A 22,405-nucleotide genomic window follows, 5' to 3' on the forward strand; every position below is an offset into this window, starting at 1 on the left:
AGCGCCAGATTTCCCCCGCATCACCGACCTGGCCCCGGTTGTCGACCGGCGCCTGAGTTCGTCCTTCTTCCGAATCGCTCCGCTCCGTCCCGGTCGCACAACCGCCAAGGCTGTCGCTCGCCGTACCGCTTTGCCGTTGTGCCGCTTTCTACTGCTTTCACCCGTTTTCACCGCTGCGCGCGCAGCCTGCCACCCCGACGGATGGCCAGCGCGCCGCGGGTTCCCGACCAATCGACCGAGGACCGACCATCATGATGCTGAAGAACCCCGCGACGAAGTACCGACCGTTCACGCCCGTCAACCTGCCGAACCGCATATGGCCGACGCGCACGATCACGCAGGCGCCGATCTGGATGAGCACCGACCTGCGCGACGGCAACCAGTCGCTGTTCGAGCCGATGGACGCCGCGCGCAAGATGCGAATGTTCAAGATGCTGGTCGCGATCGGTTTCAAGGAGATCGAGGTTGCGTTCCCGTCGGCGTCCGAGACCGACTTCAACTTCGTGCGCGAGCTGATCGAAGGCGGCCACATTCCCGACGACGTGACGATCGAGGTGCTCACGCAGGCGCGCGACGACCTGATCGAGCGCACCTTCGACTCGCTGCGCGGCGCGAAGCGCGCGATCGTGCACCTGTACAACGCGACCGCGCCGGAATTCCGCAAGATCGTGTTCGGCCTCGACCGCGACGGCGTGAAGACGCTCGCGGTGAACGCCGCGCGCACGATCAAGCGCTTCGCCGACGCCGCGACCGACACGCATTTCACGCTGCAATACAGCCCGGAAACCTTCACGGCGACCGAGCTCGATTTCGCGAAGGAAGTGTGCGACGCCGTGTTCGACGTGTGGCAGCCGACGCCGGAGCACAAGGCGATCGTGAACCTGCCGGCCACCGTCGAAGTCGGCACGCCGAACTTCTACGCGGACCAGATCGAATGGATGCACCGCAACCTCGCGCGTCGTGACGCGTTGATCGTGTCCGTGCATCCGCACAACGACCGCGGCACCGCGGTGGCGGCGGCCGAACTCGCGGTGATGGCCGGCGCGGACCGGATCGAGGGCTGCCTGTTCGGCAACGGCGAGCGCACCGGTAACGTCGATCTCGTCACGCTCGCGCTGAACCTGTACTCGCAGGGCGTCGATCCGGGCCTCGATTTCTCGCAGATCAACGAAGTCGCGCGCACGGCCGAGGAATGCACGCAGTTGCCGATCCACCCGCGCCATCCGTATGTCGGCGACCTGGTGTTCACCGCGTTCTCCGGCTCGCACCAGGACGCGATCAAGAAGGGCTTCGCGGTGCAGCGCCCCGATGCCGTGTGGGAAATGCCGTACCTGCCGATCGATCCGAGCGACGTCGGCCGCACATACGATTCGATCATTCGCGTGAACAGCCAGTCGGGCAAGGGCGGTATCGCGTACCTGCTCGAGCAGAGCTATGGCGTCGCGCTGCCGCGCCGCCTGCAGGTCGACTTCAGCGCGGCCGTGCAGCGTTTGACCGACGACAGCGGGCTCGAAGTGACGAGCGCGCAGATCTGGTCGCTGTTCCAGCAGGAATACGTGGAAGGCGATGCGCCGCTGCGTTATGTCGGCCATGAGCTGACCGAGCGCGACGGCCGCGAGACGATCGTGCTGACCGCCGACGTGCACGGCGAGCGCCGCGTGCTGCGGGGTGAAGGCAACGGCCCGCTCGATGCGCTGATGCATGCGTTGCGTACGCCGCTGCGGATCCAGCACTACGAGGAGCGTGCGTTGTCGCAAGGGGCTGACGCGAAGGCGATCGCGATCGCGGAACTGGCCGGCACGGGCGTGCGCGGCAGCGCGTTCGGCGTCGGCATCGACGCGAACCTGACGACCGCGTCGATCCGCGCGGTGATCAGCGGCATCAACCGCGCGTATGCGCGGGCGGACGAAGCGGTGCAGGCGACGTTTTTTGGGGTGCAGCCGGCAGTGAAGGCTGTCGCGTAATCGGGGGGCTTGGGGGCCGCGCCGGGGGTGACCGGCGCGGCTGCATCATCGTGCGTGCGGTTGCTGCCGCACGCTCCTGAGAGCGCGGCACGCAGTTCCGCTTTCATGAAATGCACCCACGCGCGGGTCTTCGCGTCGCGATGCTTGCGCGACGGATACACCCGCAACCTCGTCCGCCCGGTAATGGAATCACGATACGGTTCGCGATGGCGGGGTGTACGGCGGCGGCGGTCGTGCTGAAGGGGAAGGGGAAAGCGTGACGGGGACGGATGGACGATATCGAGGCCTGACATACCTGACAGGCGATGACTTCTCGCAATGGGCGTATCGTGCATGCGGCGCGCGCGAGGCTGTTCTCCCGCGCCTATCACCATGAGGAGTGCGGCATGTCGAAGGATGATTCCCTGCGGGGACAAATCAAGGAGCAGGCTCAGGCAGCGGATCGCCACAATCTGGCGCGGCCGGCTGCGAATGGCGCGCTGTGGGCGCGCGGCCTCACGACGCAACGGGTCGCTGACCTGTTCCGGACCCTGCAGGGGTTGCCGGGGCACTGGATGCAACTGCAGAACGAGGTCAACGCCGGGAATCGCTATTTTTACGGCGTGCAGAACGGCAGTGTGACGACCGATGAAGGGAAGGCGCTGATCCGCTGGATCGCCCAGGCGGTCGTGAGCGCCGCCGGAGAGGCGCAGTTCGACTTCCCGTTGCAGCAACTGCGTTTCACCGCCGACATGGGCTGGCTGAAGCTCCAGCGTGTGCAAGGGCGTGTGATGGTGTTTTCGCAGCCGTAGGATGCCCGTCGGCCGCAAATCGGCAACGCCAGCGCCCGTGCTCGCCTATCAGCCGACGAGACCCCGCAGATCCGCGGCCAGCTCGTCGAGCACGGGCTGCCAATCGGCAAAATTCCGCTGGCGATAAAGCGCCGCACTCGGATAGAACGGGCTGTCACGCCGGTCGTGCTGCCAGATCCAATGCGGGTTCGCATCGAGCAGCACCCAGGTGGACTGGCCCAGCGCACCGCTCAGGTGCGCGACCGACGTGCAGACGGTGATCACCAGATCGAGCGCGCCGACGAACGCGGCGGTGTCGTCGAGCGTCTTCCATTCGCGCGTCATGTCGGTCACGTCGAACCCGGCCGCTTTCGCGGCTTCGACGTCATGCTGCGCGCCCGGTTGCAGCGAATAGAACGCGACGTCCTTCTGCACGCCGGCAAACGCATCGGCGTAACGCTCGAGCCCGACGCGGCGGAAGCGGTTGCGTTGATGGTTGAGGCTGCCTGTCCACGCAAGGCCGACCTTTAGCCGCTTCTCGCCGGACAACGCGTGGCGCCACGCGTCGGTAGCGCCGGCGTCAGCATGGAGGTACGGCACGGACGTGAAGAGGGTGTCCGCGTCGAGGCCGAGCATCCACGGAATGCTCATCAGCGGCAGTTCGTAGTCGAAGTGGAGCAGGTGCTCGACGCGGGTGCGGGTATCGAACACGTCGGCGTGATCGCCGAGGCTGCGCTCGATCAGCGCGCCCATCTGCGGAAACACGTTCCACACGAGCCGGCCGCCTTCGCGATGCACGCGCTCCGCGAGCAGCGGCACGTAGCGACTGAACTGCAGCACGTCGCCGATGCCTTGTTCGCCCCACACGAGCAGCGTCTTTCCGGCAAGCGATTCGCCGCACCAGCGCGGCCGAGCAAACGCGGGCAGCGTGCCGCGCAGTTCCCCCGCACCGTGCCAGCGCGCCTCGTAGTCGGCCCATCCCGATGCGAAGTCGCCACGCGCGAGCCGTAGCAGCGACAGGTTGTGGCGGTGCGTCAGGTCGTCCGGATCGAGCGCGCACGCGTGCTGCACGTACTGCTCGGCGTCGCTCCACCGTTGTGCTTCCTTGAGCACCGCTGCCGCGTTGTTGGCCGCGAGCGCGCTGTCGGGCGCAAGCGTCACGGCACGGGTGGCCGCGCGCAGCGCGCCGTCCAGGTCGAAGCGGTTGAGGCGCGTAATGACCGCGTTGGTCCACGCCTGCGCGTGGTTCGGATCGTCGTCGAGCGCACCTTCGATGAATGCATGTTCCAGGTCGGGGTCGTCGCCCGACAGTCGAATCGCGAGCGCGAGATTGTTCTTCAGCGACGGCCACGTGGGGGCGAGCGCGAGCGTCCTGCGATACGGAACGATCGCTTCCGCGTGCCGCCCGGCGATCTGAAGTGCATAGCCGCAATTGAACGCCGCCGCCGGCGACGCGGGATGCTGCTGCCAGTGCATGACCGCGAGCTCGGCAGCGCGCGCGAGATCGCCGCGCTCGATCAGCGTTTGCGTGGCGGCGGCGACGGATTCGTCGAGCATGCCGGGCGCGGCCTTCGCTTCGATCGGAGCGGTTTGCGTCGGATCGGCGAAATCGAGCGGAAGTCGGGGGATGTCGGCAAGCGTGGGCATGTCGTGCGGGGTGATCTGCATGTGAGTTCTCTCCGGGAAGCCGTTCGCGCGTCGGGGGGCGATCGGCTGCATCGTGAATCGGGGAGGGCTGGCCATACTTCGCGATGCGAAGCATGGCGCCGGATGGCGTCGCGGGCTGTCGTTCCGGTCGTGGCGGAAGGCTCGGTGCCGTGATGCACTCCACTTTATGCAGGTACCGTCGGCAATTGAATCGGACAAGTCCTAAACGGATTCATTTAGTAGTCTGATTGGTACGTAACTCGTACGAAAGTCGCCGGGAAGCCCGTTGGACGTGTCCGCGTAGGCCGAGTCTGATTCGGGCGTATCGCGGGGCGATGTAAGACCTGTCTGATGGAGATCGATGTCGTCTGCGTTTTTAATGCGAGACATTCGGGGCCGGACGGTCGGCCTCGACTCGATCGAGAGGACAGACGATGTTCGATGTTGCGACGAAGAACCTGCGCGCGATGCCGACGGACGCATCCGCATGAACACGGACGACCTGTCCGCGCGCACGATCGACGCGGCGAAGAACGTGCCGCGACAGCAGCTCGAAGCGCAGGCGGATCAGCGGGCGATGGCTGCGCTGGTCGAGAAGCTGGCGGCGCAGGCGACGATTCAGCAGTAAGTTGGTGGTGTGTGAAGGGCTGCCTGGTGTGTCTGGCGACGTCCGTCAGACAAAATGGCAGCCCGCCTTTCGTTCACGTGGAATTCCCCGCTCGGTCTGTTCGAGCAGATGTGAGTCTGACGCGGGTTATGCGCAGACTCCGTGAATGGCTCGTATCAGAAGCGTCCGTATGCGGTCGTGACCCTGATCCGTATCCAAACATTCAAGCGGTTTCTGCCCGGCAAGCTCAGTGTGTGGCAACTCTATCCATTGGGCGGCCAGCACTTCGCATTCGAACAATTCGACCGCGAGCTGGAAGGTGTCACGCAGGCTGGCGAGACGATCAGATTCCGTGGGCAACACGCGCGCTGCGCGCGCAAGCTCGCGGAGGATCGATTGGTTCGGGAGGGTGAGCGTTGCAGAATCAGCCTGGTCCGATTGGTTGTAACGATCGTTCACGTTAAATTGAATACGCGTGGTATCGGAGGGGCTTCGGCGGCGACCGTTGGGCCCGGTCGCAGTCATGCTATCCATTGATGGCGCTACTCCTAACGCTGCCCTATGCGAGCGCCGAGGATATTCCGGTACTAAACACTTCCTTTCCAGGACGGGGTCTTGGTCACGCTGCGACAGTGATAGCAGCCGAACACGAGCGGCTTGCAGGCTGCACCACGATTTCCACATGCTGGCCCAGCGACACCAGCGCTTGCATCAGCCGCTCCAGAGAAATGTTCCGGAGTTGGTAGCGACGTACTTGGGACACCTTCGGTTGCGTCATGCTGATGATGGATGTCGTCTCGATTTGAGTCAGGCCGCGCGAGTCGATCAGTTCGTTGAGCTTGAGGGCGAGTGCGGCCTTGGCCGTCAGTGCCTGGGCATCATCGAAATCCAGGTCGACAAGCACGTTGTCGGTGCACTGAGGACATTCGTCGCGATTCATCACTGACCTATCCAAAGAGTGTGGTGCCGAAACTGTTATGGCGGCGGCCGGAACCGGCCACCGCACACACTACTTTCCGTCTACTTCACCAACCGTCAGACCGAAACCGTGATACCCACCGGCCCCGATTCCGTCGCGGGCCGCACCACGATTTCCACATGCTGGCCGAGCGATGCGAGCGTCACCATCAGCGTTTCCAGCGAAACGTTTCGAAGCCTGTCGCGCTGCTCGGGGGTGACCACCGGCCGGGTCATCTCGGCCAGCGCAGCAGCCTCTTCCTCACTCAGGCCGCGGGACGCGATCAGCGCATTGAGCTTCAGCACGAGCGTGGACTTAGCCGCCAGTTCTCCGACGTCGTAGAAGTCGAAATCGGCCGGCACGCCGTCGGTGTATTGGTTCGGGGCGTCGTGATTCATTGTGCTTCTCCTGCCATCACCGATTCCAGTTGCTGCCCCGTCGCGGGATCGCCATCGGGGCGTTCGTGCGTTACGCGACAATCGCTGCCCGCATCGTCGATCGGGGTAATCACCAGCCGCTTGTGCGATACCTCGATCTGCAAGCGTTGCTCCGGATCGAAACCCGCCGCTTCGATCCACCGGCCGGACAATTTCGTCCACAGATACATGACAGGCGGCGCCATGTCGGTCAGCCTGACGTGCGGAACGAGCCGGCCGGATTGAGAGGACGATTGCGGGGAGAAAAAACAATCGCGGAAATACGTCGGTGCGTTATGATTCGCGCCAGCCATGGTCAACTCCTTTGAAGTTGGTTGTGGTCAGCGGCCCGCAGGTGTTGTTGTCACCTGCGGGCCGCGCTCGTTTACACAGTGGATTTCGTTCGCCATTCCGTTACATGATTGGCATGTCGAAGTGAATGAACCTTCCACGCGAGAACGTGTAACCACTCTACCGAGATTGACTGCTGGCTGATATCGGTCTTGTACGGTTTTATCGACATGGGCCGTTCGGCCGATGTCTTGCGCGCTTGAAGTCCAACGATTCCGGGGCAGTTGCGCTGGCGAACCGCTTCGTCACCTCATCGCCGATATGTCAGAAAACGTGTCAGCCGACTGTTGCGACTCGCCAGCCGCACGTCGCACGAGGATCTCTTTCGCGTCGTGCCGATATCGCTCGAACTCACGCGCGAACGCCGCGGCGTCGCCCGCCAGCGCCAACGCTTCCATCGATGCGCGCAGACCGGAGATCTCATGCTCGCCGATCGTCGCGAAAGCGCCGCGCATGCTGTGAATCTCCGCTCGGGCAGCCTTCAAGTCACCGTCCTGGAGCGCCCGTGCGATTGCGCCATTCGACCGGTACGCGGTGTCGGGAAGCACCTTGTGCAGATCATGAGGCAGCGGCCCATACCGGCGCGATGGCGGTGAGGAATGCGGCGCCTGTGATGGACCCGTGTGCTTCGTGATCGCCAGCTCCAGGGACTTCAACGACGTCGGTTTCGCGACAATCTCGTCGATCCCCGCTTCCCGCGCGAAACGCAATTCATCCGGCTCGGCATGGGCCGTCACCGCGAGAATCGGCCGCGCTCACGCAACACCCGCGTAAACGCATAGCCGTCGAGCCCCGGCATGTTGAGGTCGGTCATCACGAGCGCATAGTCATGTCGATCGACGAGGTCGAGCGCCGCCGCGACGCTGACGCGACGTCGGCCGGATAGCCTAGGACGTCGAGCTGGTCGTGAGTCAGCGGACGGTTCACCGGGTTGGCGTCGACGAACATCACGCGGGCATTGGGGGCATCCGCGTTCACATCGGCGCACGCGGCGCCCGGACGGTGACCGATCGGCAGCGTAATGACGAAAGTCGAGCCGACGCCCGACACGCTGTCCACCACGATGTTGCCGCCCATCGATTCGACGAGCTTGTGGCTCAGCGCCAGCCCGATGCCGGTGCCGCCGAATCGTCGCGCGATCGACCTGTCGGCTTGCGCGAAGGGTTCGAATATGTGCGCGAGCTGGTCGGGTGTCGTCCCGATTCCCGAATTGCTGACGCGGATCGTCACCGGCGTCGCATCGACCGCCGATGCCGACGCGGAAAGCGCGACCGTCGCTGCGCCGGGGTACGTCGGTGCCGCTACGTTGCTGCCGACACGTGGTGCGTTCACCCCACACGCCGCGATGATTCGTGGAATTTTCTCCTCTCTTGGGCGGCCGCTCGTCACGACTGGCCGCCGTTTTTTTGATTTGTGTTCTTCAGCGTGCGCCCGAAATGCAGCGCGACCCTTCGCGCCATTCGCATGAGGGAATCGCATCGAACATCGTCCCGCAAAATCAGACCTGACTGATTTCCCGCTCACCGCGCTTCATCGACAATCGGGGTTCTGCGGGTCGGCGCGCCCCCCGCGCGCGCCGGACTTTGAGGTGTGTCCTCCTGGCGGCCGGTTATCTCGACCGGTCGCCTTTTTTTATTCCCTCACCGTTATCGAGGAGCACGATCGCGATGCCGGTCGACCGCCTGATCCCCGAAATCCTGTTTGGCTTCACCGGCCTGATCGGCATCATCAATCCGTTCGGCATGGCGTTCGTGTTTCTCGAACGCACGCAATCGCTGACGGAGGCCGAGCGCGCGACGCTGTCGAAACAGCTCGCGACGAACGTGTTCTTCACGCTGCTCGTGATTTTTTTCATCGGTGCGCCGGTGCTGAACTTCTTCGGGATTTCGATGGAGGCGCTGCGGATCGGCGGCGGCTTCGCGGTGGCCGTGGCCGGCTGGTCGATGCTCAACGCTCAACGCGCCCGACGTGCCGGGTGGCGACAGTGCCGTGCATGGCGACGATCTGCCGAAGCTGATGGCGCGGGCATTTTTCCCGCTCACGGTGCCGCTGACGATCGGCCCCGGCTCGATCGCGGCCGGCATCGCGCTGCATGCAAACCGCGCCCGGAAGGCCGCGGATTACCTGATGTCGGGCGTGGTGTCGATCGCGGTCGCGGCGCTCGTCGCGTTCGCGATCTGGCAGATCTACAGCCGCGCGACGACGCTCGCGCGCTATCTCGGCAGCGAGGGGACGAAAGTGGCGATGCGGGTGTCGGCGTTCCTGCTGCTGTGCGTGGGTGTGCAGATCATGCTGACGGGGCTGGCGGCGTTCGCACAGACGCTGGGCGGGCAGGCGGGATGAGGCGGGATGAGGGGCTGGCCATGTGGCTCAACGTGACGATCGACGGCGATCTCTTTGCGAAGGCCGTGCAAACGGCCGGACCAGGGGTGAACGAAGCGGACGTGTTGCAGGAGGTCATCAACACGCTGGTGCGTGTCGAGGCCGCCAGACGTCTCGCGGCGCTGGGCGGGACACTGTCCGGCATGGCAGACATTCCATGGCGGCGCCCGGAACCGGAGTCGTCACGCGGTAACGTTGCGTTGCCGGTTCGACTTGCCGGAATCCGGGCATAGCCGTTACAGCAATTTCGCCTGAACGCGCGCGATCCCCTGCTGCGCACAGGCTTCATCGAGGTGCCCGCCCGGCGCACCGCCCACCCCCACCGCGCCGATCACTTCGTCGCCTGCCTTGATCGGCACGCCGCCGCCCAGCACCAGGAACCCGTCGATGGCCGTCATCTGCGCGGCGGCCGGATTCTTCTGCAGGTTCGCGGCGAGCGTGCCGGTCGGCGTCTTCGTCGACAGCGCGGTGTAGGCCTTGCGCTTCGATGCGTCGACGGTATGCAGCCCCGCGTTGTCGCCACGCAGCACGACGCGTGCGAGACCGCTGCGATCGACCACGGTCACGGCCACGTTGTAGCCGTTGACGGAGCAGGCCTGCACGGCCTGCTGCGCGATTTCGCTGGCGAGGTTCAGCGGCAGGTTCTTTTCCTGAAGGACTTGTGCGGAAGCGGCGGTCGTCAGCGTGGCAGCGGCGAGCGTCACCAGGGTCGATCGAATGATCATGTGAATTCCTTATCGAAATGGCAGAAAGACGAGCGGTGGATTCACGGTGCGCATCGCGTGTCGTGATGACCGGCGATGCAGCGACCGAACCGCTCGATGCGCCCAGTTTCGACCAGGGGGCGATGAAGCTGAATAGGACGGGGCTTATTTTGGATGCGGCGTATCGGCAGCACCGCTTGCAGGCAGCGCGACACCGCAATGCGGGCAGCACGGTTCATCGCCCGTGGCCGGCCGTGCGTTGACACGCGTGCGCTCCAGCGCCGACGCCACCAGCTCCGCGCCCATGATCCCGGTCGGAAACGCGATGATCCCGTAGCCGAGCAGGATCGCGCACGACGTGATGAGCCGGCCGAGCGGCGTATGCGGCGTCAGGTCGCCGTAGCCGGTCGTGCTCATCGTCACGGCCGCCCAGTACACGCCCACCGGAATGCTCGTGATGCCGTTCTCGGGCCCTTCGACGAGAAAGATCACGGTGCCGAGAATCACAGTCAGCACGAACATCCCGCCGATGAACACGAAGATCTTGCGCCGCGCGCGGGTCAGCGCCCGCATCAGCATCTGCCCTTCCTCGAGATAGATCGACAGCCCGAGGATGCGGAACACGCGCAATAGCCGGAGCAGCCGTACGTCGATCAGCGCATGCAGGCCGGGGAAGAAGAACGCGAGATAGGTGGGCAGGATCGACACGAGATCGACGATCCCGAAGAAGCTGCGCGCGTAGTGAAGCGGCTTCGGTGCGGATAGCAATCGCACCACGTATTCGACCGTGAACAGCAACGTGAACGCCCATTCGGCCGCATAGAGTGCGTGGCCGTACCGTTCGTGCAGGTCGTGCACGCTGTCGGCCATCACGACGAGCACGCTCGCGACGATCAGGGCGAGCACCACGATGTCGAGGTTGCGGAGGAACGCGGGGCGCCGGGTGCAACGCGCGACGGTGTCGCGCAGCGCGTCGAAGGTGGACTGGAGTGCGGAAATCATGCGCCGGAGTTTACGGATCGCATCCGGCACGGCCAATCGGACGAGTCTGATTTCGGCGTCGCGCTTTCCGCCGCGCGCGATCCGGCCTTACGCGTGCAGCGCATCCATCTGCCGGAACAAGTCCCGGCCCGGCCCCGTGGCTCCGGTCGAGGCGCGGACGTGAAGGCGCGGCTGCCCTTCGGACGACGCGCGTTACTGGCCGAAGCGGTCCGCCACGGCATCCTTCAGCCGCGCGGCGGTGATCTCGCCCATGTGCGATTCGACGAGATTGCCTGTCGCGTCGAAGAAGAGCGTCGTCGGCAGCCCGCGCGAACCGTAGGTTTTCATCGCGTGCAGCGTGCGATCGAGCAGCACGTGATCGAACCGCAGCCCTTTCTGTTCGAGGAACGCGCGCACCGCTTGCGCGTCTTCGCCCTGGTTGACCATCAGCACCGTCATTCCCGGATGCTCCTGCTGCGCTTGCGCGAGGATCGGCATTTCGCGCTGGCACGGCGGGCACCATGTGGCCCACAGGTTCACGACGACGGGCTTGCCCGCGAAGCGTTGCACCGGCACCGGCGTGGCATCGAGCGCTTCGAGCTGCAACGCGGCAAGCGGCGGCGCGCCGTGCTGCAACGTGGCGAGCGTGCCCTGCGCGATGCCCCATGCGGCCACGCCCGCGAGCATGCCGGCCATCACCGGGCGACGCAGCGCGGTCAGGCGGCGCAGGCGCCAGCCCGCGAACACGATTCCCGCCGCGAGGCCGATGCGCCAGTCGAAGCCGCCGTCGCCGAGCGCGATGATCGAGCGCGGCGCGGCGGCGTATTCGTGCCACCACTGCGCGACGTAGCCGATGCGCGCGGCGAGCAGGCCGAACAGCAACGCATCGAGGATCAGGCTCGATGCGGTCTTGTGATGGCCGTCCGGCGGGCGACGCTGGATGAAACGGGCGACGAGCCACGCGAGCAGCGCGGCGACGGCTACCGCGACGACGCGGATCGAGAAGGGACCAATGCTCAGCATGAAAGGGCGGGACGTGATCGAGCGGGGCTGGAGAAGGGATTGTCCGCCACGGCGATGAAGCCGTCGACGGTCGTGCGGCGATTCGACAGGTCGCCGCGTATGGGGGTTCCCGTCGAGAACGTAACGGCGCGTTGCGGATTCGAGCGAGCTGGCGGGCTCAGGACTCCGTGATTTGCAGGCGGGCAGGCTGCAAATCAGACCGGTCTGATGGTCATCGGAATCGCGTTCATCAACAATACCCAGGCCGGTCCGGAGTGGTGTCCGCCGGCATCCCGAACAGGGATCTCTCCTTGACGGCCGCTCTCCCCCGGGCGGCCGATTTTTTATTGTCATGCGTGCGGGCGTGAATGCCTGGTGGCGGCCGGTGGGCGCGGCCGCGAACCGACTCCTGTCGGCTGATCAAACGGAATAGGACCGCTGCCAGATGCGAGCACCGGGCATTCACTCGCGCACTGCACGACGCCGGCCGACAGCCGGCGGGAATCACCCGATGGAGGAGACACATGACGAACCATGACGCGGCACTTCGCACCGCGCACCCCGGCGACACCGCCACGACTGCCGCCGCGGGCCGCTATGTGCAGCTTGCGCTGCTCGTTTGCGCGGCCGGCGCGATCTACCCGATGCTGTACCTGCGCCAGTTCTACCAGGACACGATGCTGGACCTGTTCCAGATCACGCGCACGCAGCTCGGTTATCTCTATTCGGCGCTCGGCACCACCTTCCTCGTCTGTTACCTGCCGAGCGGCTGGCTTGCCGATCGCCTGCCGCCGCGCTGGCTGATCAGCTTCTCGCTCGCCGGCACCGGCGCGCTCGGCTTCTGGTATGCGAATGCGAGCGCACCGTCGTATGCGACGTTGATGGTGATCTTCTGCGGCTGGGGCGTGACGACGGGCCTGACGTTCTGGGCGTCCGTGATCAAGCGCGTGAAGACGATTGCGCGGCCGAGCGAGCAGGGCCGGTTCTTCGGGTTTCTCGACGGCGGTCGCGGGTTGATCGAGGCGCTGCTGGCGACCGCGTCGCTCGCGCTGTTCGCCTGGCTCGTCGACACGCGCGGCGTGTCGCACGGCGGCGCGTTCCGGCAGGTGGTCGTCGGTTATGCGGCGGTATGCATCGCGCTCGGCGCGCTGCTGCTGTTCGTCAAGGATGCGGGTGGATCGGCGGCGCACGATTCGGTGACAGCGGAGCAAGGCCACCTCGGCCGCGACCTGCTGACGCTCGCGCGCAATCGCCGGCTGTGGGTGTTCGCGCTGATCGTGTTCTGCGGCTACCACCTGTCGTGGGCGACCTACAGCATTTCCCCGTATCTGCAGCAGAAGGGCGTCGGCATGTCGATCGTCGCGGCCGGCTTCATCGCGTCGCTGAAGCTGTGGATGCGGCCGATCGGCGGCATCGGCGGCGGCTTCGTCGGCGATCGCATCGGCACGCTGAACGTGCTCGGCGGCGCGCTGTTCTGCGCGGCGCTCGCGTTCATCGGGTTGATCGTGTTTCCGTCGCTCAACCAGATCGCGTTGCTCGTGGGCGTCGTGATCGTGATCGGCCTGCTGACGTATGCGGTGCGCGGGCTGTACTGGAGCGTACTCGAACGCTGCGACGTGCCGGCTCGCATCACGGGGCTCGCGATCGGCATCATCTCGCTGCTCGGCTATTCACCCGACGTGTTCCTGCCGTTGCTGAACGGCTGGCTGACGACCGCGTATCCGGGCATGCACGGTTATCAGCTGTACTTCGGCTATGTCGCGTGCGTGAGCGCGGTGGGTGGGGGCGCGTGTCTGCTGCTGAAGGGCATGCTGAAGGACGAACACGCCCGCTGAACGTTGCCCCGGTCGATATCCGCTTCGTCGTCGAAGCGGCGCGCGCCGGGGTGACCGCCCGACGAGCCGCGCATGCGCGGCCCGGCGGGCGTCGACGATTACAGCTTCTTCGCCTGCGCGGCGTCTGCCTGTTGTTGCGCGTCAGCCGCCGGTTCGAGCGTTGTCAGCGTCTTCTCGGTGAATGTCTCGTAGAGCCAGTTCATGCGCGTATCGTCCATGCCGCCGGCGATACCGCCGAGCGCATACGAAGCCGACACCTTGAAGCGGTCGACTTGATGATTGTCGGCGTCGACGAGCGCCACGGTGCCGTCGACATGATCGTTGCCCGCCATGAAGCCGAACATGACGGCCGAGAAGCTCGAGCGCACGCGAATGCCGGTGACTTCCACGTTCAGGTGCATTGCATCGGTCGAATCCGCCTTTGCCAGCAGCTTGCGTGCGGCCAGTGCGCTTTCGATTTTCCCTTTCAGCTTCTCGGGGCTGAATTTCAGATTGTCTTTCAGCGCTTCTTGCGCGGCGTTGTCGAGCGTGACTTGCACGATCACGGGTTTCGAGCCGAATTTGGGCGTCGATGCCGTTGCGATGGCCCCCGGCTGATCGCTGGCGTCGCGTGTCACGCTGCTCGCGCAGCCCGACAGGAAGCCGATCGTTACCAGTGCCAGCGCGGCATGACGGAATACAGATTTCATGATTTGGTCTTTTTTAGTTCGGGTTATTTGAGGTGGCTCTGTGGCCGGGCGGGAATTTAACACCGGACGATTCGATTCAAAAGGTCGAAAAGATCGGCAATCGAGTCGGCATGGCTTCATCGCCGCGTTTGGCATGCATGAAAGAGCCGGCGACTGCGCGGCGAAAGATTTCTCACACCCGCGATCGGGTCTTGCCGTCGCGGCGCGGGCCGCCGCGGTCACTCATTGCCCTGTGCCGGACATCGCGTCGCCGAGCCGATACGCCGTGAAGAACTCATACCAGGGTGACCCTTCCCCGACCGGCAGATTAAGCGCCGCCGTGCGCCGCTTCAGCGCGCCGAACACGTCGTTGATCCGCGCCGTCTGCCCCGCATCGTTGAATGGATAAGGCCGCGCCCGGCCGGCCGCGAACGCGCCATAGGCGATCGCGAGCAGGCGCGCGCTGTCGTCGGTCGACGCGATCGAGCCGTTGATCATTGCCGCGAAGCGCGGCCGGTCTTCCGCGCGTGATCCGGACAGGCACAGGAACACGATCGCCGACAGTTCGTGCAGATCCTTCACGCGTAGCAGGCCCGGCAGCCGCGCGACGACCTTCTCGGCCGGCTCGTCGCGCAGTGCATCGCTGAAGTCGAGCACGGCGGTCATCGGATTGGTGTCCGCTTTCAGGCGATCGAGCGGCGGCGGTGCGGCCGGCGCGTTCGCCTCGTCCGGCGACGCTGCCGAAGCGGCCCGCAACGCATCGGCCACCTGCTGCGTCCATTCCGGAAAGATCATCCGCACGTTGCCGAACTGTTCGCCGCCTTCCGCGGCCGGATTCCATCGATACACGATCGTGCCGCCGCGAATGAACGGCGAATACAGGTGCTCGGGCGTTTGCGGCAGCGGCCGCCGGTTGATCGGCAGCCACGCGAGCGTCAGCCAGTCGTAGCGGCCGGTGGCGGGCACGGAAGGGCCCGAACTCGCGACGACCTCCCACGTGCCGCGATTCGCATAGCGGCGCCGCGCGTCAGGCACCGGGACGGTCCGGCCTTTCGCGGTGTCGAAGTAGGTCGTGCCGGTCACATTCGTGCCGCTGTCCGCGGCCGGCGTGACGGTGGCGATGACCCACGACGCACCGTCCGCCCCACGGTAGTCGGACGGCTTGAGCGTCGCGACGTCGTGCACCATGCGCGTTTCCGCCGCGACGGGGCTCGGGGGGAGATTGGCGGGCGCGGCCAGGATGCTCGGCATGGGATGTCCTCGGAATCGGGTGCGCATCGTCGGGCGGCGGCGACGTGCAACGGCGCGGATTGTTTTATGTCACTGTAGAACGTCGCAGCCGGAAACGGAAACCGGTTGCGCGGCGTACCCCGCCGACGCATTCCGCCGCTTCGGCTTACCATGCGCATCCTGAGCCAACGACGCACACCGGGCGGGAGCGCACATGACCGACACGACAGCCATCACCGAACACTGGACCCAAGTTGCCGACCAATGGATCGACTGGGCCGGCAAGCCGGGGCACGACGCGTTCTGGAAATACCGCGCGGGGCTCGCGGCCTATATTGGCCGCGATACCGGCCGCGCGCTGGAGATCGGCTGCGGTGAAGGCCGCGTGAGCCGCGAGCTGAAGGCGCTCGGCTACGACGTGACCGCGACCGACGTGGTGCCCGCGATGCTCGACGCCGCGCGTCACGCGGATTCCGCGCATCGCTACAAGCTGGCCGACGCGGCGTCGCTGCCGTTCGACGCGGCCAGCTTCGATCTCGTGATGGCGTACAACGTGCTGATGGATTTCGACGACATGCAGCGCGCATTGAACGAAGCGCGCCGCGTGCTGAAGCCGGGCGGGACGCTGTTCATCTCGCTCGTGCATCCGTTCCGCGATCGCGGCGGGTTCGCGGGGCCGCAACCGGATGCGCCGTTCGTGCTGAAGGGCAGCTATTTCGGGCGCGAGCATTTCGATGGCGTGGAAACGCGCGACGGGCTGTCGATGCACTTCGCCGGCTGGTCGCTGCCGCTGCAGGCGTACATGGAGGCGCTGGAAGCGGCCGGGTTCGCGATCGTGTCGCTGCGCGAGCCGCCGCCCGACCATGCCGATACGGATCAGTTGAAGCAGTGGGCGCGCGTGCCGCTGTTTCTGTGGATGAAGGCGCGGCCGGTAGGGTGAATTTCGCCGGGCCTCAATTCCCCTTGTCGGGATCTGCCAGCAATTCCGAGCGACCGATGACCTGTCTCGCGGTATCGGCCCGATCTGCGTCCGAGAATCCGGCAGCTTCGATGTAGCGCAACGCATAGTCGTGCGCCAGGCGATAGAGGTGAGCGACGCGCTTGCCTTTGACAGAGATGTGAAGGCGCATGTCACGCATCTCCCATCGTGCGCTGCTCGGCCAGCACGTCGTCGAGCGTGCGCGCGTGTCCGCGCTTCACCGCCCGCAGGTCATAGCCGGCGGCCTCAAGGAGACGAACGAGCGCGGATACGCTCATGTCGCCTCGCGCAAGCGTTTCCATGCGAGCGAGTGTGGTACGTGCGACGCCGGCGTGTTCGGCCAGCTCTTGCTGCGAAAGCCCCGCTGAGTGGCGAGCATGTCTCAGCATCTCTCCAACGTCGGCCAATGTCGTCATCTGTAGCCCCATGGATACAAAAAATGATCATAAGGGTAATGTTGTGTCCCTTGGGCTACCAAATTACCGAGATGGCCGTTCCGAGGAGGGACCACGGCATGCAATCAGGTGAGGCGACTCAGGAGAAGGCGTTGGTTCGCGTTTCGCCGTTCCGCTCAGCGCGACAGCTCCTTCCGGTAGAGCACGGCCCCGGGCTTTGCCGCGACGGTGTCGTAGAGCCGCATCGCCGTGTGGTTCGTCTCGTGTGTCTGCCAGTACACGCGTTCGGCGCGATGCGCACGCGCGGCGTCGTACACGGCTTCGATCAGCGCGCGGCCGACGCCCTTGCCACGTTCGCTGTCGAGCGTGAACAGGTCCTGCAGGTAGCAGGTCGGCCCGATATGCGTCGTGCTGCGGTGATACAGGAAATGCACGAGCCCGACGAGCCTGTCGTCGCGCTCGGCGACGAGCGCGTGCACGGGTTCGTAACCGTCGAAGAAGCGCGACCACGTGAGCTGCGTGATGCGCAGCGGCAGGGCCTTATCGTCGAAGCGGCCGTAGAAACGGTTATAGCCGTCCCACAGCGGCAGCCACTGGTCGTAGTCGTGTTCCGTGACCGCGCGTACGGTCAGTCCGGTGTCGTTGGCGTTCATATTGGCGGACCTGTCGAGGAGAAGAGGGCGCGCCGCCGATTCGGCAGGCGCGTCGCAGGTCTCCACGATAGGAAGTTCGCGGCCCCATGGGTAGGCCCATGATGACCGCATTTCATGGTGCCACGGGCCGCAGCATGCTCACGAGGTCGACTGTCCGTCAGAACCTGCTGCGATCCCGCCGGCTGTGCTTCGGGCTGTCAGGTTCGGCCCCCGCGCAACCCCGATGCTCGCGGCGCACGGCGAATCACGCACAGCTTGCTCCGGCCCACATGCGAGAAAAAGATCACGCCGCTCGAGTACCGGCAACACGTTCGGGATACGCCGACGGCGCGACCGCAATCGCGATTTTTCCTCGAACCCCGTTGTTGGGACGCTCCAGCAGGGCATGCGCGAGCGGAACGTCGGCAAGCGAATAGACGGCGCCAACGTGTGGTCGCAGCTGTCCGCGTTCGATCAACGCGCTCAACTCATCCAGCTTGCCGCGGTTTTGTCGCGTGAAGACGAAGTGATAACTCGCGTTCTTGCCCCACGCCTGAATGACGTTTTGTGGCTGGGCGATGTCCACGATCGTGACGACGCGGCCAAGCTGGGCGAGCGCATCGGGGCTGCGCGACAGGGTGTTGCCGCCGATGGTGTCGAACACGACATCGACGCCGCGGCCACCGGTGTTTCGCATGACGGCGTCGACGTAATCGTCCTGTTCGTAGTCGATGACCACATCGGCCCCCAGGCTTCGGGCGAACTCGACGTTTGCTTCGCGCACGGTGGTGAACACCTTTGCGCCGATGGCTTTGGCGAGCTGGATCGCCACATGGCCGACGCCGCCCGCGCCGCCGTGTACCAGAATGCTTTCGCCCACACGTAGCGCCGCACGCACGACCAGTGCTTCCCAAACGGTGCCGCCCACCAGGGTCAGGCTGGCCGCCTCGAGATGGCTCAACGAAGGCGGCTTCTTCCCGACGATGCTGTCGGCCGCCACGTGGTATTCGGCATAACTGCCTGGGCCGTCGAAGATTTGCGGGGTGTACCAGACTTCGTCCCCCGGCGAGAAGGCCGTCACACCGGGCCCGACGGCTTCGACCACGCCCGATACGTCGTGTCCGGTAATGGCCGGAAGGGGTACCAGGTCCGGATAGTCTCCCCGTCGAACCTGGTAATCCAATGGATTGATGGAGGTGGCATGGACGCGAACCAGGACTTGTCCCGCGTGCGGCACCGGCTTGGGCACGTCGCGTAGTTCGAACGATTCCGGGCCGCCAAATGACTTGAGCAACAGCGCTCTCATTGCATCTCCGCGTTTCTATAAATAGGGATATCGGGAATTATCGATATCGTGGGCAAAAAAATTACAGGTCTTTCGCGATGGCCTTGGCCAGCGCACTGATGGCTGCTTCGTTACGCTTGTAGTAGGTCCACTGGCCGATGCGCCTGACTTCCACCAGGCCGGCTCGTTGCAGCGTCGCAAGATAATCGGACACCGTCGATTGCGACAGCCCGACACCTTCCTGAATACTGCTGACGCAGACACCCACCGTATGAACGTCCCCTTCATCCTGCGGCGGGAAGTTCTTCACGGGGTCCTTCAAACCCTGCAGGATTTCAAGGCGAGTCCGGTTCGAGAGGGCTTTGAAGATGTCGAGCAATTCCATGGGGGGCGAGTATATCGAGATTTACCGATATGTCAATGTGAGCGCCAGCCGCCGTTTTGTCGAGTCTGGATGGTTCCGGAACAACGCTCGAATTTGCAAGCCTCCCGTGAAAAGGGAGGCCGTCGGCGCTCACCCGCGCAGCGGCGGATTGAGTTGCGCGAACGCCTGCTGGCGACGATACGGAAAGTACGGATAAGGTGCTTCCACCGCGCTCGCCGCATCGAGCTTCGCGACCTGCGCATCGGTCAGCGCCCAGCCGACCGCGCCGAGGTTCTGCCGCAGCTGTGCCTCGTTGCGCGCGCCGATGATCACCGACGACACCGTCGGGCGCTGCAGCAGCCAGTTCAGCGCGATCTGCGGCACGGTCTTGCCGGTTTCCTCGGCGATCGCGTCGAGCGCATCGACCACGTCGTACAGGCGCGCATCGTCGACCGGCGGCCCGAAGCCGGCCGTTTCATGCAGGCGGCTGCCTTCGGGCAGCGGCGTGTTGCGCCGGATCTTGCCGGTGAGCCGGCCCCAGCCGAGCGGGCTCCAGACGAGTGCGCCGAGCCCCTGGTCGGCGCCGAGCGGCATCAGGTCCCACTCGTAGTCGCGGCCGACGAGCGAGTAATAGACCTGGTTCGCCACGTAACGCGACCAGCCGTGCCGATCGGCCACCGCCAGCGACTTAATGATCTGCCACCCCGAGAAGTTGGACACGCCGATGTAGCGTAGCTTGCCCGCGCGCACGAGATCGTCGAGCGTCGACATCACTTCCTCGACCGGCGTGCTCGCATCGAACGCGTGGAGTTGCAGCAGGTCGATGTAGTCGGTGTCGAGGCGGCGCAGCGCGTCGTCGACGGCGCGGACCAGCCGCGCGCGCGACGTGCCCGCGTCGTTCGGGCCGCTGCCGGTCGGCAGGCCCGTTTTCGTCGAGATCAGCACCTGGTCGCGACGTCCGTTGATCGCGGCGCCGAGCACGCGCTCGGATTCGCCGTCCGAATACACGTCGGCCGTGTCGAACAGGTTCACGCCGGCTTCGAGGCAGATGTCGATCAGGCGGCGCGCTTCGTCGACGCCCGTGTTGCCCCATGCGCTGAACAGCGGGCCGGTGCCGCCGAACGTACCGGCGCCGAAGCTCAGGGCAGGAACCTTGAGGCCGGAGCGGCCGAGGGTGCGGTATTCCATGGCGGGTTTCCTTTGGGGGATCGACGTGTCGAGGGGCGGCCACGAGGCCAGCGTTGGCACACTGTATCGCTTGCGGATATTTCGGATAATTGGGCTGACTTCGAAAATATCGTTCGGAAGGAGCGAATAATGCTGCTCGACAATCTCGCGCTGTTCCTGCGCATCGTGGAGAAGGGCGGACTGGCTGCGGCGGGCCGCGAGTTCGGGCTGTCGCCGGCCACCGTGTCCGAGCGGCTGACCGCGCTCGAGCGCCACTACGGCGCGGCGCTGCTCACGCGCACGACGCGCGCGATCAGCCTGACCGACGAAGGCCGCACGCTCGTCGACGGCGCGCGGCGCCTGCTAGCCGAAGCCGACGAACTCGAAGGCCGCGTGCGGCTCGGCGTGCAGACCTTGTCGGGGCCGGTGCGCCTGAGCGCGCCGGCCGATCTCGGGCGCGAGCGCGTGGTGCCCGTCGTCGACGCGTTTCTGGCCGAGCATCCGGGCGTCACGATCGATCTGCATCTCGGTGACGGCTACGTGGATGTCGTCGGGCAGGGGCTCGATTTCGCGATCCGTCGCGGAGTGCTCGCCGACAGTTCGCTGCGCAGCCGTTCGCTCGGCCGCGCGCGGCGCGTCGTGTGCGCGTCGCCCGCGTATCTCGCGGCGCACGGCACGCCGCGGCATCCGGACGATCTTGCCGCACACGACTGCATCGTGATGCGCTTCGGGCAGGACCTGTATGCCGAATGGCCGTTCAGCATCGATGGCGAACCCCGGCGCGTGACGGTGCGCGGCCGGCGGGTGGCCAACGACGGCGCACTCGTGCGCGCGTGGTGCGTCGCGGGGCATGGTGTTGCGCTGAAGTCGCTGGTCGACGTCGAGCAGGATCTGGCGTCCGGCGCGCTCGTGGAAGTCCTGCGCGCGTTCTCGCCGGGCGACGTCGATCTGCAGATCGTCTATCCGGGCAACGCCGTGCAGCCGCGGCGCGTGCGGGCGCTGATCGAACGGCTGGCGCAGGCGCTGACAGCGGCGTGAGCGCGCCGCGACGGAAATAATTCAATGCAGATTCCGCAGCTGTAACGCTGAATGCGGCGCAGCGCCTGAGGTCGGAATGAAGTTTTTTATTTGGAATGCATAGTTATTTTTATAGAGTGATAAGCCAACTTTAAGACGCCTCTTATTTTGGTTGGCTGCGGGCCTTGAAGCGTCTCAACCTCTGCTGAATCAGACCGACAGTCAGCAGTTTCAGTCGTGTCGCCGTCCGCCAGTCTGCTTTGGAGACGAGACTCGCGATGTCTCGGCACACGTCAATCAGACGCGTCTGGAATTCGAAATTTGTGGTTCTCATTCAACAGCTTGGCAATATTTGACAGTCATTCTTCGGCGTTTCAGTAAGCTCGCGGTCAATGACCAAATGAATGGACGCTGGCCGCGTCGATAAGAATGAACAAGAATACGCATCGCCTGGTGTATTCCAGGCTTCGGGGTATGGTGGTGGCCGTCGCGGAGACAGCGACGGCCGAGGGGAAATCGGCGCCGGGCGAAGCACGTGCACGGCGGCGATCGTCGACGTCCGGTGCCTGCGCCGTTGTGGCGGGTGTCGCAGCGCTCGGCATGCTGCCTACCCTGGCCGATGCGCAGATCGCCCCGACGCCGGGTACCAGCACGCAAGTGATCCAGACGCCGAACGGCTTGCCTCAAGTCAACGTGGCCGCGCCGTCGGGCGCCGGCGTCTCGGTCAACACCTACAATCAGTTCGACGTACAAAAGGCCGGCGCGATCCTGAACAACTCGGCCACGATGGTCCAGACCCAGCAGGCGGGCTGGATCAACGGCAACCCGAATTACAGTGCAGGCCAGGCCGCACGGATCATCGTCAACCAGGTCAACAGCCCGAACCCCTCCCAAATTCGGGGCGCTTTGGAGATCGCCGGCTCACGGGCGGAGCTCGTCCTCGCGAATCCGTCGGGCATTTATCTTGATGGCGCGTCCTTCATCAACACCAGTCGCGCAACCCTCACAACGGGCGTGCCGTACTACGGTGCCGATGGCTCGCTCGCTGGCT

General features: G+C 65.1%; 26 protein-coding genes and 1 pseudogene. 9 read left to right on the forward strand and 18 right to left on the reverse strand.

From position 1 onward, the window contains the following. Nucleotides 1–254 precede the first annotated feature (254 nt). A complete protein-coding gene (leuA, locus tag G3N98_RS09000; protein ID WP_206147992.1) occupies nt 255–1,964 on the forward strand; it encodes a 2-isopropylmalate synthase in 1,710 nt (569 codons plus the stop codon). A gap of 386 nt (nt 1,965–2,350) precedes the next feature. Beyond that, nucleotides 2,351–2,755, forward strand: a complete 405-nt coding sequence (locus G3N98_RS09005) for a hypothetical protein (RefSeq protein ID WP_011356516.1) — start codon at nt 2,351–2,353, stop codon at nt 2,753–2,755. A gap of 48 nt (nt 2,756–2,803) precedes the next feature. Here the strand turns inward: G3N98_RS09005 and G3N98_RS09010 are convergent, their stop codons facing one another. Further along, nucleotides 2,804–4,402: a hypothetical protein gene (locus tag G3N98_RS09010; RefSeq protein ID WP_206147976.1), complete on the reverse strand. Its 1,599-nt coding sequence runs from the start codon at nt 4,400–4,402 to the stop codon at nt 2,804–2,806. A 466-nt stretch (nt 4,403–4,868) separates the two neighbouring features. On the opposite strand from G3N98_RS09010, the gene G3N98_RS09015 reads away from it, so the two are divergent. Next, nucleotides 4,869–5,009 carry a hypothetical protein gene (locus G3N98_RS09015; protein ID WP_241025819.1) on the forward strand — a complete coding sequence of 47 codons (141 nt, stop codon included), beginning with the start codon at nt 4,869–4,871 and terminating at the stop codon, nt 5,007–5,009. A gap of 126 nt (nt 5,010–5,135) precedes the next feature. On the opposite strand, the gene G3N98_RS09020 is transcribed toward G3N98_RS09015, so the two are convergent. The 6 genes from G3N98_RS09020 to G3N98_RS39740 all read right to left on the reverse strand — a co-directional run bounded on the left by G3N98_RS09020 (nt 5,136) and on the right by G3N98_RS39740 (nt 8,045). Continuing rightward, entirely contained in the window at nt 5,136–5,522 is a 387-nt protein-coding gene (locus G3N98_RS09020) for an antitoxin Xre/MbcA/ParS toxin-binding domain-containing protein (protein WP_179257696.1), read from the reverse strand. Between the two features lie 85 nt (nt 5,523–5,607). Next, nucleotides 5,608–5,928: a helix-turn-helix transcriptional regulator gene (locus G3N98_RS09025; protein WP_089428561.1), complete on the reverse strand. Its 321-nt coding sequence runs from the start codon at nt 5,926–5,928 to the stop codon at nt 5,608–5,610. Between the two features lie 95 nt (nt 5,929–6,023). Further along, complete coding sequence (locus tag G3N98_RS09030) at nt 6,024–6,344, reverse strand: XRE family transcriptional regulator (RefSeq protein WP_089428560.1); 321 nt, start codon at nt 6,342–6,344, stop codon at nt 6,024–6,026. Beyond that, nucleotides 6,341–6,676: a SymE family type I addiction module toxin gene (locus G3N98_RS39730; protein WP_089428559.1), complete on the reverse strand. Its 336-nt coding sequence runs from the start codon at nt 6,674–6,676 to the stop codon at nt 6,341–6,343. Before G3N98_RS39730 ends, G3N98_RS09030 begins: the two co-directional genes overlap by 4 nt. A 282-nt stretch (nt 6,677–6,958) precedes the next feature. After that, the gene (locus G3N98_RS39735) at nt 6,959–7,450 is read right to left on the reverse strand and encodes a hypothetical protein (protein ID WP_241025820.1); all 492 of its coding nucleotides are present in this window, start codon (nt 7,448–7,450) and stop codon (nt 6,959–6,961) included. 76 nt (nt 7,451–7,526) lie between these two features. Further along, the gene (locus tag G3N98_RS39740) at nt 7,527–8,045 is read right to left on the reverse strand and encodes an ATP-binding protein (protein WP_346779081.1); all 519 of its coding nucleotides are present in this window, start codon (nt 8,043–8,045) and stop codon (nt 7,527–7,529) included. 335 nt (nt 8,046–8,380) lie between these two features. Between G3N98_RS39740 and G3N98_RS09045 the strand changes: the two are divergent. Both G3N98_RS09045 and G3N98_RS09050 read left to right on the forward strand, forming a co-directional pair. Then, nucleotides 8,381–9,056 (forward strand): annotated as a pseudogene (locus G3N98_RS09045) (MarC family protein). A gap of 20 nt (nt 9,057–9,076) precedes the next feature. After that, entirely contained in the window at nt 9,077–9,328 is a 252-nt protein-coding gene (locus G3N98_RS09050) for a type II toxin-antitoxin system VapB family antitoxin (RefSeq protein ID WP_206147977.1), read from the forward strand. Nucleotides 9,329–9,331: 3 nt separating this feature from the next. Here the strand turns inward: G3N98_RS09050 and G3N98_RS09055 are convergent, their stop codons facing one another. From G3N98_RS09055 to G3N98_RS09065, 3 genes are all read right to left on the reverse strand, one after another. Next, nucleotides 9,332–9,820 carry a heme-binding protein gene (locus G3N98_RS09055; RefSeq protein ID WP_206147978.1) on the reverse strand — a complete coding sequence of 163 codons (489 nt, stop codon included), beginning with the start codon at nt 9,818–9,820 and terminating at the stop codon, nt 9,332–9,334. Nucleotides 9,821–9,964: 144 nt separating this feature from the next. Next, entirely contained in the window at nt 9,965–10,801 is an 837-nt protein-coding gene (locus G3N98_RS09060) for an ion transporter (protein WP_206147979.1), read from the reverse strand. Nucleotides 10,802–10,993: 192 nt separating this feature from the next. Next, a complete protein-coding gene (locus G3N98_RS09065; protein WP_206147980.1) occupies nt 10,994–11,803 on the reverse strand; it encodes a TlpA disulfide reductase family protein in 810 nt (269 codons plus the stop codon). A gap of 503 nt (nt 11,804–12,306) precedes the next feature. Between G3N98_RS09065 and G3N98_RS09070 the strand changes: the two genes are divergently transcribed. Next, nucleotides 12,307–13,617, forward strand: coding sequence for an MFS transporter (locus G3N98_RS09070; protein WP_206147981.1), 1,311 nt, complete (start codon nt 12,307–12,309; stop codon nt 13,615–13,617). 98 nt (nt 13,618–13,715) lie between these two features. Here the strand turns inward: G3N98_RS09070 and G3N98_RS09075 are convergent, their stop codons facing one another. After that, nucleotides 13,716–14,306 (reverse strand): DUF4410 domain-containing protein, encoded by a 591-nt coding sequence (locus G3N98_RS09075; RefSeq protein ID WP_206147993.1) that lies wholly within the window; start codon nt 14,304–14,306, stop codon nt 13,716–13,718. 222 nt (nt 14,307–14,528) lie between these two features. Next, nucleotides 14,529–15,536: a hypothetical protein gene (locus G3N98_RS09080; protein ID WP_206147982.1), complete on the reverse strand. Its 1,008-nt coding sequence runs from the start codon at nt 15,534–15,536 to the stop codon at nt 14,529–14,531. Nucleotides 15,537–15,729: 193 nt separating this feature from the next. Here G3N98_RS09080 and G3N98_RS09085 point away from each other — a divergent pair, with 193 nt between their 5' ends. After that, on the forward strand, nt 15,730–16,455 hold the full coding sequence (locus G3N98_RS09085) for a class I SAM-dependent methyltransferase (protein WP_206147983.1): 726 nt from the start codon (nt 15,730–15,732) through the stop codon (nt 16,453–16,455). Between the two features lie 13 nt (nt 16,456–16,468). On the opposite strand, the gene G3N98_RS09090 is transcribed toward G3N98_RS09085, so the two are convergent. From G3N98_RS09090 to G3N98_RS09115, 6 genes are all read right to left on the reverse strand, one after another. Continuing rightward, nucleotides 16,469–16,645 carry a hypothetical protein gene (locus G3N98_RS09090; RefSeq protein WP_206147995.1) on the reverse strand — a complete coding sequence of 59 codons (177 nt, stop codon included), beginning with the start codon at nt 16,643–16,645 and terminating at the stop codon, nt 16,469–16,471. 1 nt (nt 16,646) lies between these two features. After that, entirely contained in the window at nt 16,647–16,910 is a 264-nt protein-coding gene (locus tag G3N98_RS09095) for a helix-turn-helix transcriptional regulator (RefSeq protein WP_206147984.1), read from the reverse strand. A gap of 155 nt (nt 16,911–17,065) precedes the next feature. Next, nucleotides 17,066–17,542 (reverse strand): GNAT family N-acetyltransferase, encoded by a 477-nt coding sequence (locus tag G3N98_RS09100; RefSeq protein WP_206147985.1) that lies wholly within the window; start codon nt 17,540–17,542, stop codon nt 17,066–17,068. Nucleotides 17,543–17,825: 283 nt separating this feature from the next. Then, nucleotides 17,826–18,827 carry a zinc-dependent alcohol dehydrogenase family protein gene (locus G3N98_RS09105; protein WP_206147986.1) on the reverse strand — a complete coding sequence of 334 codons (1,002 nt, stop codon included), beginning with the start codon at nt 18,825–18,827 and terminating at the stop codon, nt 17,826–17,828. Nucleotides 18,828–18,888: 61 nt separating this feature from the next. Then, complete coding sequence (locus G3N98_RS09110; protein WP_206147987.1) at nt 18,889–19,191, reverse strand: metalloregulator ArsR/SmtB family transcription factor; 303 nt, start codon at nt 19,189–19,191, stop codon at nt 18,889–18,891. A gap of 129 nt (nt 19,192–19,320) precedes the next feature. Beyond that, nucleotides 19,321–20,358 carry an aldo/keto reductase gene (locus tag G3N98_RS09115; protein WP_206147988.1) on the reverse strand — a complete coding sequence of 346 codons (1,038 nt, stop codon included), beginning with the start codon at nt 20,356–20,358 and terminating at the stop codon, nt 19,321–19,323. Between the two features lie 129 nt (nt 20,359–20,487). Here G3N98_RS09115 and G3N98_RS09120 point away from each other — a divergent pair, with 129 nt between their 5' ends. Both G3N98_RS09120 and G3N98_RS09125 read left to right on the forward strand, forming a co-directional pair. Next, the gene (locus G3N98_RS09120; protein ID WP_206147989.1) at nt 20,488–21,375 is read left to right on the forward strand and encodes a LysR family transcriptional regulator; all 888 of its coding nucleotides are present in this window, start codon (nt 20,488–20,490) and stop codon (nt 21,373–21,375) included. Between the two features lie 408 nt (nt 21,376–21,783). Then, the coding region (locus G3N98_RS09125; RefSeq protein ID WP_206147990.1) for a filamentous hemagglutinin N-terminal domain-containing protein at nt 21,784–22,405 on the forward strand (622 nt) is incomplete at its 3' end.

Source organism: Burkholderia sp. Tr-20390, assembly GCF_017104595.1.
GTDB lineage: Bacteria > Pseudomonadota > Gammaproteobacteria > Burkholderiales > Burkholderiaceae > Burkholderia.

What these genes read in the sequence shown, in the direction of transcription:
- leuA (WP_206147992.1), top strand. Translation starts at nt 255, where the DNA reads ATGCTGAAGAACCCCGCGACGAAGTACCGACCGTTCACGCCCGTCAAC.
- G3N98_RS09005 (WP_011356516.1), top strand. Translation starts at nt 2,351, where the DNA reads ATGTCGAAGGATGATTCCCTGCGGGGACAAATCAAGGAGCAGGCTCAG.
- G3N98_RS09010 (WP_206147976.1), bottom strand. Translation starts at nt 4,402, where the DNA reads ATGCAGATCACCCCGCACGACATGCCCACGCTTGCCGACATCCCCCGA.
- G3N98_RS09015 (WP_241025819.1), top strand. Translation starts at nt 4,869, where the DNA reads ATGAACACGGACGACCTGTCCGCGCGCACGATCGACGCGGCGAAGAAC.
- G3N98_RS09020 (WP_179257696.1), bottom strand. Translation starts at nt 5,522, where the DNA reads ATGGATAGCATGACTGCGACCGGGCCCAACGGTCGCCGCCGAAGCCCC.
- G3N98_RS09025 (WP_089428561.1), bottom strand. Translation starts at nt 5,928, where the DNA reads ATGAATCGCGACGAATGTCCTCAGTGCACCGACAACGTGCTTGTCGAC.
- G3N98_RS09030 (WP_089428560.1), bottom strand. Translation starts at nt 6,344, where the DNA reads ATGAATCACGACGCCCCGAACCAATACACCGACGGCGTGCCGGCCGAT.
- G3N98_RS39730 (WP_089428559.1), bottom strand. Translation starts at nt 6,676, where the DNA reads ATGGCTGGCGCGAATCATAACGCACCGACGTATTTCCGCGATTGTTTT.
- G3N98_RS09050 (WP_206147977.1), top strand. Translation starts at nt 9,077, where the DNA reads ATGTGGCTCAACGTGACGATCGACGGCGATCTCTTTGCGAAGGCCGTG.
- G3N98_RS09055 (WP_206147978.1), bottom strand. Translation starts at nt 9,820, where the DNA reads ATGATCATTCGATCGACCCTGGTGACGCTCGCCGCTGCCACGCTGACG.
- G3N98_RS09060 (WP_206147979.1), bottom strand. Translation starts at nt 10,801, where the DNA reads ATGATTTCCGCACTCCAGTCCACCTTCGACGCGCTGCGCGACACCGTC.
- G3N98_RS09065 (WP_206147980.1), bottom strand. Translation starts at nt 11,803, where the DNA reads ATGCTGAGCATTGGTCCCTTCTCGATCCGCGTCGTCGCGGTAGCCGTC.
- G3N98_RS09070 (WP_206147981.1), top strand. Translation starts at nt 12,307, where the DNA reads ATGACGAACCATGACGCGGCACTTCGCACCGCGCACCCCGGCGACACC.
- G3N98_RS09075 (WP_206147993.1), bottom strand. Translation starts at nt 14,306, where the DNA reads ATGAAATCTGTATTCCGTCATGCCGCGCTGGCACTGGTAACGATCGGC.
- G3N98_RS09080 (WP_206147982.1), bottom strand. Translation starts at nt 15,536, where the DNA reads ATGCCGAGCATCCTGGCCGCGCCCGCCAATCTCCCCCCGAGCCCCGTC.
- G3N98_RS09085 (WP_206147983.1), top strand. Translation starts at nt 15,730, where the DNA reads ATGACCGACACGACAGCCATCACCGAACACTGGACCCAAGTTGCCGAC.
- G3N98_RS09090 (WP_206147995.1), bottom strand. Translation starts at nt 16,645, where the DNA reads ATGCGCCTTCACATCTCTGTCAAAGGCAAGCGCGTCGCTCACCTCTAT.
- G3N98_RS09095 (WP_206147984.1), bottom strand. Translation starts at nt 16,910, where the DNA reads ATGACGACATTGGCCGACGTTGGAGAGATGCTGAGACATGCTCGCCAC.
- G3N98_RS09100 (WP_206147985.1), bottom strand. Translation starts at nt 17,542, where the DNA reads ATGAACGCCAACGACACCGGACTGACCGTACGCGCGGTCACGGAACAC.
- G3N98_RS09105 (WP_206147986.1), bottom strand. Translation starts at nt 18,827, where the DNA reads ATGAGAGCGCTGTTGCTCAAGTCATTTGGCGGCCCGGAATCGTTCGAA.
- G3N98_RS09110 (WP_206147987.1), bottom strand. Translation starts at nt 19,191, where the DNA reads ATGGAATTGCTCGACATCTTCAAAGCCCTCTCGAACCGGACTCGCCTT.
- G3N98_RS09115 (WP_206147988.1), bottom strand. Translation starts at nt 20,358, where the DNA reads ATGGAATACCGCACCCTCGGCCGCTCCGGCCTCAAGGTTCCTGCCCTG.
- G3N98_RS09120 (WP_206147989.1), top strand. Translation starts at nt 20,488, where the DNA reads ATGCTGCTCGACAATCTCGCGCTGTTCCTGCGCATCGTGGAGAAGGGC.